Origin of the sequence: Parapedobacter lycopersici (assembly GCF_024643285.1) — a bacterium.
GTDB lineage: Bacteria > Bacteroidota > Bacteroidia > Sphingobacteriales > Sphingobacteriaceae > Parapedobacter > Parapedobacter lycopersici.
The window spans coordinates 191365-206513 of the sequence record NZ_JAMSLW010000006.1 but is presented as its reverse complement, the minus strand read 5'-3'; the positions used below and the strand labels follow the sequence as shown (position 1 = coordinate 206513).

Sequence of the window (15149 nt, the reverse complement as noted above, 5' to 3'; positions counted from 1 at the left end):
ATATTACTTAATGAATACCATGCATCATCCGCTTCAGCAGCGGTGAAAATGCAATCAATATCAGTCCCGCAATTCCGGGCAATACCGCAAAAATCAGGAAGAATGCCGACATCGAATACGTTTCGCTGATCCGGTCGATTAAACTGCCGGACATGCCGGCCAGCCAATTGGCGATCGCCGAACAGAGGAACCAAAATCCAAAAATCAGCCCGACGAACTTCTTGGGCGATAGTTTGCTCATGTAGGAGAGTCCCACCGGCGAAACACACAGCTCGCCGGATGTATGGAAGAAATACGCCAGCACCAGCCAGATCATGCTTACCTGTGCCGTGGCGGCACCCTGGGGAATATTCCGGCTGCCATAGGCCAGTGCGGCAAAACCGATACCGAGGAGAATAAGTCCCAGCGCAAACTTAATGGGGCCGCTGGGATTGAACACCCGCTCCCAGATCCGGCTGAAGAGCGAGGCCAGGGTGATAATAAAAAAGGAATTGAGAATCTGAAACCAGGAAGCGGCTACCTCTGTTTCCAGTGCCGAAAACTCACGGTTGATCTTCCAGATGCCCAGTCCCCAGATGATCAGGAAACTAAGCGCCGTAAAAAAAATAGACACCGGGTATTCCCTGAAAATCTTCCGTGCCAATGAAACCAGCACCCACGATACAATGACCAGCGGGAAGAGGGTCAGTATCGCATCCACCCATTTAAAAGTAGTGGCAGCATTGCCTTCCAATATCCGCTGGGTATAGTCGCGAGCAAAAATACTCATCGATCCGCCCGCCTGTTCGAAAGCCATCCAAAAGAAAATACTGGAAAGGGAGAGCACTACAATGACTATAATACGGTCACGCACCACGTGCGACGATTTTTCCTCCTCTGCAACGTCCGAAGACGACTGTTTCGTGCGGTCCGTTGCCCCCTCACGCAGCCGTGTCTCTTTCGGTGATTCTCCCAATACCCCAAAAACGCGCTGCGCAAAGTAGAACTGCAGCATACCAAAAAACATGAACACGCCCGCCAGGCCAAAGCCGTAATGCCAGCCGATCCTTTCTCCGATATAACCGCAGAGCAGCATCCCGAGGAATGCTCCCGCGTTGATGCCCATATAAAAAATCGTGTAGGCAGAGTCTTTTTTCTTGCTATTGTCGGGGTACAATTGGCCCACTATGGATGAGATATTCGGTTTAAACAGGCCATTGCCCAGAATCATCAGACCCAAGCCAAGGTAAAAAAAGTTGCTGCCCGCACCCTCAAGGGCCATCGCTGCATGGCCAAGGGTCATAATTAATGCACCCCAGATTACGGCCTTGCGATAGCCCATGATCCGGTCGGCGATCATGCCTCCGATCAGCGGGGTGAGATATACCAGTCCGGTATACCAGCCGTACAACTGCATGGCGTCTTCGCGTGACCAGGCCCAGCCACCGTCCAGCAATTCGGTAACCAGAAAGAGAGTGAGCAGGGCACGCATGCCGTAGTAGCTGAACCGCTCCCACATTTCGGTAAAAAAAAGCACAAATAATCCTACCGGGTGCTGAAACACCGTTTTTGTATTCACCTCATATTTAACCAGGTGATCTTTTAGTTGTTGATCTTCTTGTGATACTTGCATATCCGCTTTGTTGCGTGAAAGAATACGGGTTGATTATGTTTTATCTTCATAAACCATTCAAAATCAGACAAAAAACCGATACTGCATAACGTCTGATCGTTGGGTCGGTAGTTGCAAATAAAATAAACTTTTTGGGAATTTTCCGAAAGTTAGCTAAAATAATTACCCTACCGGGCCGGTATTCATTTTTCCGGAAAACCGCTTTTTGGGTGGGTCGAAGGCTTCATTGGATCGTTGTAAAACGCGTCATTTCCGTCCGGTGCATTGGTGAATTCCACGTCCGGAGACAATACCAGCCGCCCATTGTTCAGCTCCCAGGCATCGTAGGTCATATCCGGTCCGTATTGTGCATAATTATCCGGATCCCGTGGATCTGCCGGCGCGAGGTGATCCAGCACGATGCGCTGCTGCGCAGGCTGGTAGTCCAGGTACATACTGGCCTGCCGGTTATACCGGTAGATTATGCGGGTGTGCCGGTCGCCTTCGCCGCCACTGAAAACCGTGCCGCCCAGTTGCGCACCGCTATCCGAAAACCGGAGCACTTCCATCACCTTCTGGGTAACCTCCGGTGTATACCCCTTCCATCCCAACAGCACGTAGTCGCCACCCAGGGGGATGATCCGGTAATATTGCGCACCATACCAGTCTGCCGCCGAAGTAACCGCTGTTTCCGGTGTGTCAATCTCATAGGTTTTATCCAGGAGCGGAATCATCCGAAGGTTGCCATCGGGGGTATTCAGCTGAATGGTGCCGTAATAGAGGTAAGACCCGTCGTTCAGCGGAAGGTGCCAGGTAAATATGCGGAACCGGTCGTCCGGCGACCGCAACAGCGACACCATATTCAGCGAATCAAACGCAAAGTCATACGAATGTGGGGTTTGCAGTGCCGAAACGAGAGTTTTAATAAAAGTAAAATTAGCCTGTAACCGTTCCGGTTCACTGGGGTTGTTATACATGGTCCGGCCAAGTCCCGCCAGGCTGTCCTGCAGCGCAAGGATCCGGCTGTGGTCGTTTGACTGGGCATAGATTAGCGACCATCCCAATCCGGCCCAGGCAATAAAAAAAAAGAAAAATTTTGTCATTTTTATCCGTTATTGGCTATCAGCCGTGAGGCACTGGCTTTCCTGCTCCTGGCCATCAGTCATCAACGATTTGGTTTTTATTATGGCGCTTCACCGGTCCCCTTCTCGCGAATCACCTACCACCCTTTACAGCGCACCCGCCATCCGTTCCACCACCAGCGCGCTTGCTCCCCCGCCCCCGTTGCAGATGCCTGCTACGCCGATACGCCCATCATATTCAGCCAGTACCGAAAGTAACGTCACCACAATACGCGCACCCGAAGCGCCCAGTGGATGACCCATCGATACTGCGCCGCCATGCACGTTTACCCGGTCGGGAGAAAGATCCAGCAATTGGTTGTTGGCGATTGAAACAACTGAAAACGCCTCGTTGATTTCATAGAAATCCACGGTATCTGCTTCGATCCCGGCCCGCTGCAGCGCACGCGGGATTGCTTTTGCCGGTGCAGTTGTAAACCGTTCGGGTTCCTGCTGACTGTCAGCATAACCCAGAATGCATGCCAAGGGTGTCAGTCCCAACGCCCTGACCCTGGATTCACTGACCAGCACCAACGCCGCCGCACCATCATTGAGTGTTGAAGCATTGGCCGCTGTTACGGTCCCTCCGGACTGGAAAACCGGCTTCAGATCGGGGATTTTTTCAAAATTAACCGCAGCTACTTCTTCATCGTCCTCCACCAGTCGTTCGTCGCCCTTTCGGCCCTTCACCAAAACGGGTACTATCTCCCGTCTGAATTTCCCTGATTGCTGGGCAGCCTGCGCACGCCGGTAGGATGCTATTGCATAGGCATCCTGTTCTTCCCGGCTGATGTTGCATTCCACGGCGCAGTGTTCGGCGGCGATGCCCATATGGAAGTCATTGTACACATCCCACAGCCCATCCTTCACCAGGCCATCGATCACCTCACCATGTCCCAACCGGTACCCCTGCCGCGCGTGGCCGAGGTAGTACGGCACGTTGCTCATGCTTTCCATGCCGCCCGCTACCACAATGTCATTCAGCCCCAGGGCTATGCTCTGCGCGGCCAGCATGATGGCTTTGGCACCCGATGCGCAGACCTTGTTTATTGTGGTTCCCGGAATATCAGGCAATCCAGCCAATTTGGCCGCCTGCGTGGCCGGCGCCTGGCCCAGGTTGGCCGACAACACATTACCCATATATACCTCTTCTACCTTATCGGCCGAAAGGCCCGCCCGTTTTACCGCTTCCGCAATCACAGTTCCACCCAACTGCGTGGCCGTTAGGGATGAAAGTGCACCCCCGAAACTCCCAATGGGTGTCCGTACGGCCGAGACAATGTATACTTTTTCCATGGCACAATGTTCCTTAGCGTTCCAACAAAGCTACGAAAAATCACGGAATGCCTACATCCGGCAGCCACTCGTACAATGGCCATCACCACTTGTCATTAATCGCCTTATACAGCATCGATTTACGGAAAAACGTAAAGCTGTAAAACAACTATTTTCAATGGCTGGGCAACGTTATGCATTTTCTTAAAGCCACAGCACCCACTCCTTAAGCAGTGATAAAAATAACAAAACAAAAAATGTTAGGTTAATCTAATTTTTCATACTTTTGCATTGGTATGCGTCCTATTTTTCATATGCTGCTTTCCCTGGGCATCCTGTTTGGTTGCCTATCCTGTACATCGTCCGGGAATCCCAAAGGCTTCCCTGGGCATCCCCACATCCTGGCCACCACCGGCATGGTTGCTGATATGGTGCAGCATATTGTAGGTGATTCTGCCACCGTGGAGGCACTGATGCGTCCCGGGGTCGACCCACACCTGTATAAAGCAAGCCAGGGGGATCTACGGAAAATTATTGATGCCGATTACCTGTTTTATAACGGCGTGCACCTGGAGGGCAAACTGGCCGGCATCTTTGCCAAGCAGGAGCGGGTGAAACCTGTCTTTCCGGTTGGCGACGGGCTCCCGGGCCTGATCCGCCTTAATGAACACACGTACGATCCCCACATCTGGTTTGATGTCCGACTATGGAAAGCGGCCACCACCAATGCTACGCGGGAGTTAAGCCGGCTGGATACCGCCAACGCATCCTACTACCAGGCAAATGCCGCACGTTACCAGGCACAGCTCGACACCCTGGATCAATGGATTCAGGCCCAGATCAACACGCTTCCACCGTCGAAACGCGTACTGATTACGGCCCACGATGCATTCAGCTATTTCGGTCGGGCGTACGGTGTCGAGGTCAGGGGCCTGCAGGGCATATCCACCATGTCCGAATTTGGGTTACGCGACGTATCCGACCTGGTGACATACATTACGGCGCACCGGATACCGGCGGTATTCGTGGAAAGCTCGGTGTCCGACAAGTCGCTGAAGGCTGTGCTGGCCGGCGTCCGCGAGCGCGGCGGCCATGTACGCATCGGGGGCAACCTATATTCCGATGCCATGGGAGAAGCCGGAACACCGGAGGGCACCTATATCGGTATGGTGAAACATAATGTGCGGACGATTGTCGAAGCATTGGGGGCGGTCAGTGAACAGTGACCGGTCGCCTGTGAACGGGGAAGCGGAATAAAAAATGAGGGCAACAGCGATCGCTGAACTTAAACACTAGCGTTAAGGACTAAGGGCTAATGCGGGTAGCTCACAATTAATAAAGAAATGATTATACAAACACCGGATCCTGTACTGGAGGTTCACGACCTGACGGTAAGCTATGCAAGAAAACCCGTGCTTTGGGGTATCGATTTTACGTTACCCGCGGGTAGCATCACAGGCATCGTTGGTCCGAACGGTGCAGGTAAATCCACATTGCTGAAAGCCATTATGGGGCTCATCCCACTTTCAAGCGGGTATGTGAAACTCTTTGGCGAACCCCTGGATACCGTCAGGAACCGCATCAGTTACGTACCGCAGCGCGAATCCGTCGACTGGGACTTCCCGGTTTCGGTACTGGATGTCGTGCTGATGGGCCGCTATGGAAAAATGGGGCTGCTGGGAAATCCGGGTCGTCACGACCGTGACATGGCACTTCATTGCCTAGAAAAGGTGGGTATGTCGGCCTTTGCGAAGCGGCAGATCTCCCAGCTTTCGGGCGGGCAGCAGCAACGGGTTTTCCTTGCCCGGGCACTGGCACAGGAAGCCGATTTTTATTTTATGGATGAACCCTTTGCGGGTGTGGATGCCGCTACCGAACAGGCCATCATCGACCTGCTCAAGGATATGGCAGCAGCGCATAAAACCATTGTGGTGGTACATCACGACCTCCAGTCGGCCCGCACGTATTTCGATTGGATAGTATTGCTCAACATGCGGCTGGTAGCCGCTGGCCCTACCGAACAGGTTTTTACCGAAGTCCTTGTACAACAGGCATACGGCGGCCGGCTCAATCTGCTGTCGCAGGTGGGCGACCTGATGGAAAAACGGGAATTTCCCGCACGCGAAAATTGATATTATGGAAAACTTCCTCACTTTCTTTTCGTTTTCCGATCCTAACGTACGGTATGTTGTGCTGGGCACCATCCTGCTTTCGGCCAGCGCAGCGATGGTCGGGTCGTTTATCCTGCTGCAGAAGAAAGCACTGGTAGGTGATGCCGTGGCCCATTCCGTATTACCCGGCATCTGTGCAGCTTTCCTGTTCTCGGGCACCAAGAGCATCCCGCTGATGCTGCTGGGGGCATTCACTACCGGATGGCTGGCGCTGGTGGCTATTGATTACCTTACCGCACATTCCAAAATCAAAAAAGACGCAGCCATCGGGCTGGTCCTGTCTGTTTTTTTCGGCACGGGCATCGTGATGATGACCTATATCCAGCAATCAGGCAACGCCGCACAAAGCGGTCTGGATCACTTTATCTTTGGCAAGGCCGCTGCACTGGTTGGCAGCGACCTGCTGGTGTTCAGCATCCTTGCCATGGTCATTTTAATCACCGTCAGCCTGTTTTTCAAGACCTTCGCACTCATTGCATTCGACCGTGCTTTTGCACAAGCGCTTGGGTATCCGGTACGCCGGCTGGACCTGCTGCTTACCAGTCTTACAGTACTGGCTGTGGTCACCGGCATTACTGCAGTAGGTGTTGTTCTCATGGCTGCCATGCTCATTACGCCACCCGCCGCCGCGCGGTACTGGACAGACAACATCCGGCGTATGGTACTGATTGCTGTCCTGTTCGGCACTTTTGCCGGGTTGGCCGGTGCCTATATTTCCTATGTTGCTCCCGCCATGCCCACGGGTCCATGGATGGTGGTAGTTTCCTCCCTCATTGCCTTTTTCTCCTTTTTCTTTGCCCCCAGGCGGGGCATCGTACCCAAGCTTTACCGGCAGCGCAAAAACCAGCGGGTCATTGCCGAGGAAAATGCGATGAAAGTCTTCTATCACCTGGGTGAGCAGGGTGGAAACTTCACGGGCCAACATAATCTTCAGGCTTTGATGGGTCAGCGCGATATGGGTGCGGCTAATCTCCGGGCGGCACTGCACCGGCTGCAGGCCAAGGGATGGGTTACCGTGCAACATGGCCAGTGGAGCCTTACTGACGACGGTGTCGGTAAGGCTGCTAAGGTTGTCCGGCTACACCGTCTTTGGGAATTGTACCTCACCCAGTACATGGCCATCGCCGCCGATCATGTGCACGACGATGCGGAAACCATTGAACATATCCTCACTCCCGAGCTGGAACGGGAACTCGAACACCAGCTGGGCTATCCGGATAAGGATCCGCATGACACTGAAATACCAAAAGGTTAATAAACAGACAGTAAAGGAAGTTATATAATTAATAACATGAGATCAAACGACAGGTATTTGGACTATTAGTAAATAGTAAAAAATTGATTATCATATTATTGTGTTTGCATATAAACACAGTTAATGAAGTTATATTACACAATTACCTCATAAATAATAATAAATAGAAATATCCGGTCATTAACTAATACCGGGAGCCCATGGTCAACGGGAAGTAACCGGTGAACATGCAGCCAGTAAAAACAAAAAAGAACGGCTAATAGCTAATTAAAAATATGATTGCATTCTGGATTATATTAACAGGGGCCCTGGTGGCCATTACATGCGGACTGCTGGGCTGTTTCCTTGTGCTCCGCAAGATGAGCATGGTGGGTGATGCCATCAGTCACGCCGTACTGCCCGGTATTGTTATTGCCTTTCTGCTGAGCGGCAGCCGCGAACCGCTGCCCATGTTGCTGGGAGCGGGCGCTACGGGGTTAGTAGCCACGTTTCTCATTGCGTATTTCCACCGGCGAGCCAAATTGCAAACCGATGCTGCTATCGGCGTCACGTTTACTTTTCTGTTTGCCATCGGCATCATCCTCATCAGCGCATTCGCCGGCCAGGTAGATATCGACCAGGACTGTGTACTCTATGGAGAGATCGCCTACGTACCGATTGACCTGTGGATCACGGCAAGCGGCACGCATCTGGGACCACGCCCGGTATACATTCTTTCTAGTGTATTACTACTGGTAATACTATTTATTACACTGGGATACAAACAACTAAAACTAACTTCATTCGATCCGGAGTTTGCTGCTGCAATCGGTATTTCCACAAGTCTCTGGCATTACCTGCTTATGGGAGCCGTATCACTCACCACGGTCAGCTCTTTTGAGTCAGTCGGCGCCATCCTCGTTATCGCCTTTCTTATCGGGCCGCCAGCCACGGCCTACCTGCTCACCCGGGATCTCCGTCAGATGCTGTGGATTACCACCGGACTGGGTGTGTTCATCGCTTTTACCGGCTACTGGCTGGCCTATTGGCTCAACGCATCCATAGCCGGATGCATGGCTATGGTCGTTGGCGTTTGCTTTTTAGCGGCGTTCGTCCGTTACCGGGTTACAACGGGTGCAAAAACAGTGTTGACGTCCGCCGCATAGCGGCCATCGGCAGCACCTGCTGGCGCCTTACCGGTTGCTTTTATCGATCCACTGCTGGAATACCGCCCAGTCGTAATAATGGAAGACCATACCGTTGCTCATGGCCACAAACACGCCCTCCGGAAATTGGGGACCCAGGTTTACGGCCGTTACATCCGCGCCATCACACTCCACCGTCGACACCGGAATATCGGCCAGCTGCGTATGTTCATGTGGCTTACCGGCAGCACCCTCGCGCGGATATACCATAAACGTATTAGCCTGCTGGTTGGATACCAGCAGATAGCCCGTGCTGTCGCTGCTTTTATAGATGGCTATTCCCTCGTGGTCGTCGGCAAAGCCAGTCAGTGCAAACAGCGCCAACTCCCCGTTATCATTGCGTTCAGGGTCCGCCTGGTATTTGCGCACCCCCACCCCTTCGTCTGAATAATACACATAGCCCAACTCATTGTCCACCGCGATTGCCTCGATTTCCTTTTCACCGCTGTAAGTACCGAATTTCCGTACCAGCTTTGCGTCAACCCGACCGGAAGTGCCCTCCAGGCGATACTGCCAGAGGTAACCCTCCTTTGGACCCGATTTGCGCCCTACGATGGCAAAGATAGCCGAATCAGCAGCACGAGTATACAACGCAATCCCCATGGGAGCGCGCTCCGCCTCATCCACAAATACCGGAATTCCACCGGCGTCTACCGGCGCCAGGTCGGGCAGCCGGAATACGCGCAGCTTATTCGTTTCGCGCTCCGTCAGCACGGCAATATCAATCACCGTATCCCCATAGGCTAATCCGTAGGCCACATCCACATTATTCGGCCGCTGCAGGCCCGTGACCTTGTTTACGATCCGGCCTTCCAGGTCATAGGCATACAACCCGCCGTCCGAATCCTTATCCGTTCCGATGATCAGGCTCTTCGAACTGTCGGCAGCGTTGATCCAGATGGCCGGGTCATCGGTGTCGTGTGGTGTGGGCTCGGTGATCACCGCAGGTGTCAGCGCGTCTTCCCTTACGGGGGCGAGCCCCTCCTGGCAGGCAACGAGCGACAGCGCCGCAAGGGCTGCACCCGTCCACCCGGTTATGGTCTGTTTTACATTCATCATTATACTGTTAGTGGTTAAAATTACAAATCCAGTTTCACGCCCAGGTTATACCGCGGCTGGTAATATTCCATCTGCATGGTCCGCGACGCAAGGCCCTGATAATACCGCAGCGGCTGGTTGGTCAGGTTGTTCGCTTCGGCAAACACCCGCAACCCCTTGGTAATGCGGTAAGCCGCATTCGCATCCAGGAATGTCTGCTGATCGTAGTAGCGGTCCTCAAAATCATTTCCGCCCAGCTCATCGAGGTATGCGGCCGCATAATTCAGCGACAGCCTCGCGCTGAAGCGTGTATTCTCCCACGAAAGCGAAGCGTTAAACATGTGCGGCGCAGTACCCGGCAGGCTCAAGCCTGTCCGCACTTCGCCGTCTTCGTTGGTGATGCCCTTGGCTTCCGACTCGGTAAAAGTATAGTTGACATACACACCAAAGCCTTTCAGGAAATTGCTGGTAAAGAAATCCAATTGCCGCTGTACGGCCACTTCAAAACCATATACCTGCACATTATCGCCGTTCTGTGCCTGCACAAATGTCCAGTTTTCACCTGTCGGTATCGGGTTACTGAGGTTGCCGAAATCCCGAGCAAATTTAGCTGTGGTGTATTGCTCGTCGCGTTGGCTGTAGATGAAATCATTGATGCTTTTGTAGAATGCGCCACCGGATATCAGGCCCACCGACTGGAAGTAATACTCACCCATGAGGTCAAAATTCCAGGCATAGGAGGCCGACAGGTTAGGGTTCCCGGCAAACAGCTCGCCATCGGACGGGCGCGAATCCACGTAGGGCGCCAATGCATAATAATTCGGGCGGGCAATGCCTGTGGTAAATGCGGCGTGCAGCACCAGATCGGATGTCGCGTTGTATTTGAAGCTCAGGTTCGGCAATACATTGACGTAACTGTTTTCCACCTCGCGCGTACCATCCAGTTCTTCCTCATCCTGCAGGATATTACCGGTGTAGCTGATGCCCGTGCGTTCCACGCGGGCACCGACGATCATCGACAGCCGGGTACTCAGATCCTGGTCCCAGCGTAAGTATCCTGCCACAATCCGCTCCTTCGCATGATAGTTTGCCGCCAGGAACTCAGCCGGGTCCGCTTCCTGCTCAAACTGGCTGGCATCGGACAGCGGAAGCCCACCCACGAAGTCGCGCGAGGGCAGGATGCCAATGGCGTATTTATCGCTTGGGTTCCAGTGCATGCCCCTCAGGTCGTTTACCGCAATCTGGTCGAGCCCGAAGTTGATGCCGCCGATAGGCGTATATTCATAAAACACATTATTGCGGTCCTTGGATTTCAGCCGGAGCCGCGCGCCAAAGCGTAGCCGTCCTTTCTGTCCGGACACCACACTGAGCGGCACCCGGAAATTCAGCTTCGCACCAAACTCCTCTTCCACCGTTTTTTCATGCTGTTCCGTTACCTTGTCAAAATCATAGTCGGCCAGGCCAGGCGTGTTGACGAACGTCAGCAGCGGCTGGCGGGAAGGCCCAAAATCGCGGTTGAAGGCCACACCCGGTTCATCGGGTTCATCCGCATCATAGGGAATCTCATATTCAATATACCGTTCATGCGGGCGATATTCACTGGCACGGGCAAAGTTGGCCGACCAGTCCATATCCACTGCGGCTCCGAACAGGTGATTACCGCCGATGCTGTAATTCTGTACCCGCTGCTCTTCGAGGCGGCGCTGCTTCACGCGATTGTTATCAATACCACCTTTGGTTTCCAGCGACATCGCCCCCTGGTAGCCCGTGATGTTATTATTGCCATCATACAGCGGCTCAATGTCCTTGGCGTTCCAGCGGAAGCGGTTCTCCCAGTCGTCGCGCCAGTTATACATGCCATTGAGATAGAGCGAGTGGCTCGGGCTCAGCTGGAAATCGAATGCTGCCGCGATGCTCCGCCGTGCCCGGCGCACGTCATATTTACGGATATCCTGCTCTTCAATGTAAACATTGCCGAAATCGTCTTTCGCCCATACCGCTTCCACGTTGTCCGATCCGTAATCATTATCGTTATACGAGCCGCTCAGCACCATGCCAATGCGATCGCTGGCAAACCGGTTGCCGTATACAAACGCACCGGTATAAGCCGCTTTGCCGCGGATGGGATTATATCCGCCGCCCAGTGTGGCCGATATCCGCTGGCCGTGCGGTGTCGCGCGGGTAATCAGGTTGACGGAACCACCGATGGCATCGGCATCCATATCCGGCGTCAGCGTTTTGTTAACCACAATGGTCTGGATCATATCCGCAGGGATCAGGTCCATCTGCACGTTGCGGTTATCGCCCTCAGCAGATGGGATCCGGTCGCCGTTCAATGTGACCGAGTTCAGCGACGGTGCCAGTCCGCGCACGATAATATTGCGTGCCTCCCCCTGGTCGTTCTGCATGGTAATGCCCGGCACCCGCTTCAACGCATCCCCGATATTGGCATCCGGAAAGCGGCCAACCTGGTCGGAACTGATCACATTGGTAATATTTGCATTGTTCTTCTGCTGGTTCAGCGCACTGGCCTGCCCACGGAGGCGGTCGCCCATCACCACGACTTCGCCCAGTTCAGTACCTCCGGCCTCCAGCGAAAAATCCAGTACGGCATTCTCGCCGGCAGTTAAGGTTACCGTTTTCGTCTGCGGCCCGTAGCCGAGGTAATTAATGGACACTTCGTAGCGGCCCGCAGGCACATTCAGGAATTCAAATTCGCCCGTCTGGGTAGAAACCGTATAGCGGTTGCCCGTATTAAACCGGAGTGTAGCCCCGGGGAGCGAAAGCTGTGTGGATGCATCCACCACCTTGCCGGAGATTACGCCATTTTGCTGGGCAAATGCGCTGGCCGACATGAACGTTAACAACAGGAAAGAGTAAAAGTATTGCTTCATGCGTTTATTTTTTTGCAATACTATTACATGGATATTGCCTTACCGTTAAGTCAGTATGAACAAATGTATCGGTAAACCAACAAAGACGGGGTACACGGAACTATCGGCGACAGCATTAAGCCGCATGCAGGTTCTCACCCAGCACAATGGGCCGGTTTGCCTGCAATACCACCTGTCTTTCCTCGCCGTTAATGATCATAGTCAGTGTTTGGGCGATAGGGCTTTCCAGCCGGACGGCTACTGCCCGGCCATTTTCCCAGCGGATATCAACGGTAATATTACCGCGTGCTTTCAGGCCTTTTACCGTGCCGGCTTTCCATGCTGCGGGCAATGCCGGCAGAATACGGACCACCCGGTTTTCATGCGATTGAATCAGCATCTCAGCCACCCCGGCGGTGTATCCGAAGTTGCCGTCAATCTGAAAGGGCGGATGCAGGTCAAACAAATTGGGACCAATGGATTTCTGAAACAGCAGCTGAATGTTCTCATGTGCCAGTTCGCCGTCGAGCAGGCGGGCCTGGAGGTTTATTAACCATGCCCGGCTCCAGCCGGTATGGCCGCCGCCATGTTCCATCCGGTAATCCATTGATTTCCGTACGGCATCAATCAGCTCCGGCGTTTCATACTGCGTAATTGCGTTACCGGGATGGAATGCATACAAATGCGACATGTGCCGGTGTCCCGGCTCCGGTTCCCGGTAGGCCTTATCCCACTCCAGTATCCGCCCGTCTGCACCGAGCTGGATACCCAACCGCAATCGCGGAAGCTGTGCAGCGATGGTGGCCGTCCACGTATTCGCTACCGACAGCAGTTCAGCAGCCCGGAGGTAGTTCGTAAACAGTTCATGGATCACCTGCTGGTCCTTGGCGCTGCCCAGGCACAGGGCAACCGTATCGCCCTTTTCGTTAATGAACCGGTTTTCGGGGGATGATGAAGGTGCCGAAACCAGCTTGCCGGTATGGGGGTTTTCAATAATCCAACTGCTGTAAAACTTAGCCACCTCCTGCATGGCAGGGAATGCACGGTCTCTCAGGAAAGCCTCATCCTGCGTAAACAGGTAATGATTCCAATAATGCTGCATCATCCAGCCGCCCGCACCAAACGATGCACCCCAGTAGGCCGTGCGCGAACGTAAAAACGACGTTGCCCAAATATCCGTGGCATGGGGCAGGAAACTCCCTTCGCCGCCATAATTCTGTTTTGCGGCCACTTTCCCGTTTTCAACCAGCCGGTCGATGTAATCAAACATCGATTCGTTCAGTTCATCCAGCTGGGTGACATTCGCCAGCCAGTAATTCATCTGCAGGTTGATATTCAGGTGGTAATCGGCATTCCAGGGGGCCTCAATCTGGTTATTCCACAGTCCCTGCAGATTGGCTGGAAGGCTCCCCTTCCGCGATGAGCTGATCAGCAGGTATCGGCCGTAATCAAACAGCAACGTTTCCAGGCCGGCATCCACGGCACCATTTTTCACCCGCTCCAGCCGCTCATCTGTCGGCAGGCTGACCGGCTCATGGTCGATATCCAGCTGCACCCTTGAATAAAGCGCCTGGTAATCCCGTATATGTGCATCACGCAGCGTTTCCGTGTCTTTTCGGACAACCGCTTCCAGTTGTGCCCTGCTTCTTTGCGCATAATCGCGGTGATAAAATGAGGTGTTCACCACCAGGAATACGGTAAATGCCTTTACCCCTGTCAGTTCGATTGTATGCGGGGTATATTCAACCGTACCGCCGGTATGCCTGACTTTCACCCGTGCATCAAATTTCACCCCCGAGGTAATCGGGTCTTTCCCGCCTTTAAACACCGCGTTATACTGCGTCACCTCGCCCTGCATAACCAGGCAGTCCCGTTCGGTAAACCAGCGGGCTGTTTCATGACCCGCATCCATCGGCCGGCCGATCGAAATCGACGCCGTTAATCCCGCTTCGCTTTCCGTCGTATAAGTAATGACTAACGCATCGTCCGGATACGACGCAAATACCTGTTGCTTCACCCTGCTGCCTTGCTCATCTTCAAAGGAGGCGGTGGCCAAGGCATTCCGCAGATCCAGCGTACGGCGGTAGCCGGTATACGTCACGTCCCCGAAATCAATCCACAGGTCGCCCAGTGTCTGGTGCGACCGGATGATGTCCTTAGTCAGGAATTTTTGTTCAAACAGCGCGTCCGCCTTCCGGTTCTCACCGGCAATCAGCAGTTCACGGATAACCTGCAGGTCGGCCGCATTACCCTCGGCCAGGTCCCAGCCATTCTCATCCGGCCACAGGCTATCTTCATTCAGTTGGATATGTTCCTTTTGCGGATTCCCGAACACCATGGCCCCCAGCCTGCCGTTACCCACCGGCAGGGCTTCAAGCCATGTTTCTGCCGGCTGATTAAACATCAGTATATGTGCTCCATCTTCCGGTGGGATGCCGGATGGGAAGTCCTGGAATGCATTGGCGCCACCACCTAACATCACGCTGAAAACTGCTACCAGGAGCAGTCTGCGATTAATCGTGTCCGTTTTCATGTTACGATTTATTGGATCTGGTCCGAAATACGTCTGAAGGTCTATTTCAGGCTGTCCTTTGGGCAAGCCAACACAATTATAGGGAATTCTGCCTGAAATATCGATCGG

General features: G+C 53.5%; 10 protein-coding genes. 4 read left to right on the top strand and 6 right to left on the bottom strand.

Annotated elements, in window-relative coordinates; all coding sequences use genetic code 11:
• Positions 1–7 precede the first annotated feature (7 nt).
• The 3 genes from NEV57_RS13620 to NEV57_RS13610 all read right to left on the bottom strand — a co-directional run bounded on the left by NEV57_RS13620 (position 8) and on the right by NEV57_RS13610 (position 4008).
• Positions 8–1612, bottom strand: a complete 1605-nt coding sequence (locus NEV57_RS13620) for a peptide MFS transporter (RefSeq protein WP_257658885.1) — start codon at positions 1610–1612, stop codon at positions 8–10.
• A gap of 182 nt (positions 1613–1794) precedes the next feature.
• A complete protein-coding gene (locus tag NEV57_RS13615) occupies positions 1795–2694 on the bottom strand; it encodes a hypothetical protein (protein ID WP_257658884.1) in 900 nt (299 codons plus the stop codon).
• 126 nt (positions 2695–2820) lie between these two features.
• On the bottom strand, positions 2821–4008 hold the full coding sequence (locus NEV57_RS13610; protein WP_257658883.1) for an acetyl-CoA C-acyltransferase: 1188 nt from the start codon (positions 4006–4008) through the stop codon (positions 2821–2823).
• Positions 4009–4283: 275 nt separating this feature from the next.
• On the opposite strand from NEV57_RS13610, the gene NEV57_RS13605 reads away from it, so the two are divergent.
• The 4 genes from NEV57_RS13605 (at position 4284) to NEV57_RS13590 (ending at position 8558) form a co-directional block, all read left to right on the top strand.
• Positions 4284–5213, top strand: coding sequence for a metal ABC transporter solute-binding protein, Zn/Mn family (locus NEV57_RS13605; protein WP_257658882.1), 930 nt, complete (start codon positions 4284–4286; stop codon positions 5211–5213).
• 117 nt (positions 5214–5330) lie between these two features.
• Positions 5331–6119, top strand: a complete 789-nt coding sequence (locus NEV57_RS13600) for a metal ABC transporter ATP-binding protein (protein ID WP_257658881.1) — start codon at positions 5331–5333, stop codon at positions 6117–6119.
• Positions 6120–6123: 4 nt separating this feature from the next.
• Positions 6124–7413: a metal ABC transporter permease gene (locus NEV57_RS13595; protein WP_257658880.1), complete on the top strand. Its 1290-nt coding sequence runs from the start codon at positions 6124–6126 to the stop codon at positions 7411–7413.
• Between the two features lie 275 nt (positions 7414–7688).
• Positions 7689–8558, top strand: a complete 870-nt coding sequence (locus NEV57_RS13590) for a metal ABC transporter permease (RefSeq protein ID WP_257658879.1) — start codon at positions 7689–7691, stop codon at positions 8556–8558.
• 27 nt (positions 8559–8585) lie between these two features.
• Here NEV57_RS13590 and NEV57_RS13585 read toward each other — a convergent pair whose 3' ends face one another.
• From NEV57_RS13585 to NEV57_RS13575, 3 genes are all read right to left on the bottom strand, one after another.
• Complete coding sequence (locus NEV57_RS13585) at positions 8586–9656, bottom strand: phytase (protein ID WP_257658878.1); 1071 nt, start codon at positions 9654–9656, stop codon at positions 8586–8588.
• 20 nt (positions 9657–9676) lie between these two features.
• Positions 9677–12529, bottom strand: a complete 2853-nt coding sequence (locus NEV57_RS13580) for a TonB-dependent receptor (RefSeq protein WP_257658877.1) — start codon at positions 12527–12529, stop codon at positions 9677–9679.
• 115 nt (positions 12530–12644) lie between these two features.
• Entirely contained in the window at positions 12645–15041 is a 2397-nt protein-coding gene (locus NEV57_RS13575; protein WP_257658876.1) for a glycoside hydrolase family 95 protein, read from the bottom strand.
• Between the last annotated feature and the right edge of the window lie 108 nt (positions 15042–15149).

What these genes read in the sequence shown, in the direction of transcription:
- NEV57_RS13620 (WP_257658885.1), bottom strand. Translation starts at nt 1,612, where the DNA reads ATGCAAGTATCACAAGAAGATCAACAACTAAAAGATCACCTGGTTAAA.
- NEV57_RS13615 (WP_257658884.1), bottom strand. Translation starts at nt 2,694, where the DNA reads ATGACAAAATTTTTCTTTTTTTTTATTGCCTGGGCCGGATTGGGATGG.
- NEV57_RS13610 (WP_257658883.1), bottom strand. Translation starts at nt 4,008, where the DNA reads ATGGAAAAAGTATACATTGTCTCGGCCGTACGGACACCCATTGGGAGT.
- NEV57_RS13605 (WP_257658882.1), top strand. Translation starts at nt 4,284, where the DNA reads ATGCGTCCTATTTTTCATATGCTGCTTTCCCTGGGCATCCTGTTTGGT.
- NEV57_RS13600 (WP_257658881.1), top strand. Translation starts at nt 5,331, where the DNA reads ATGATTATACAAACACCGGATCCTGTACTGGAGGTTCACGACCTGACG.
- NEV57_RS13595 (WP_257658880.1), top strand. Translation starts at nt 6,124, where the DNA reads ATGGAAAACTTCCTCACTTTCTTTTCGTTTTCCGATCCTAACGTACGG.
- NEV57_RS13590 (WP_257658879.1), top strand. Translation starts at nt 7,689, where the DNA reads ATGATTGCATTCTGGATTATATTAACAGGGGCCCTGGTGGCCATTACA.
- NEV57_RS13585 (WP_257658878.1), bottom strand. Translation starts at nt 9,656, where the DNA reads ATGATGAATGTAAAACAGACCATAACCGGGTGGACGGGTGCAGCCCTT.
- NEV57_RS13580 (WP_257658877.1), bottom strand. Translation starts at nt 12,529, where the DNA reads ATGAAGCAATACTTTTACTCTTTCCTGTTGTTAACGTTCATGTCGGCC.
- NEV57_RS13575 (WP_257658876.1), bottom strand. Translation starts at nt 15,041, where the DNA reads ATGAAAACGGACACGATTAATCGCAGACTGCTCCTGGTAGCAGTTTTC.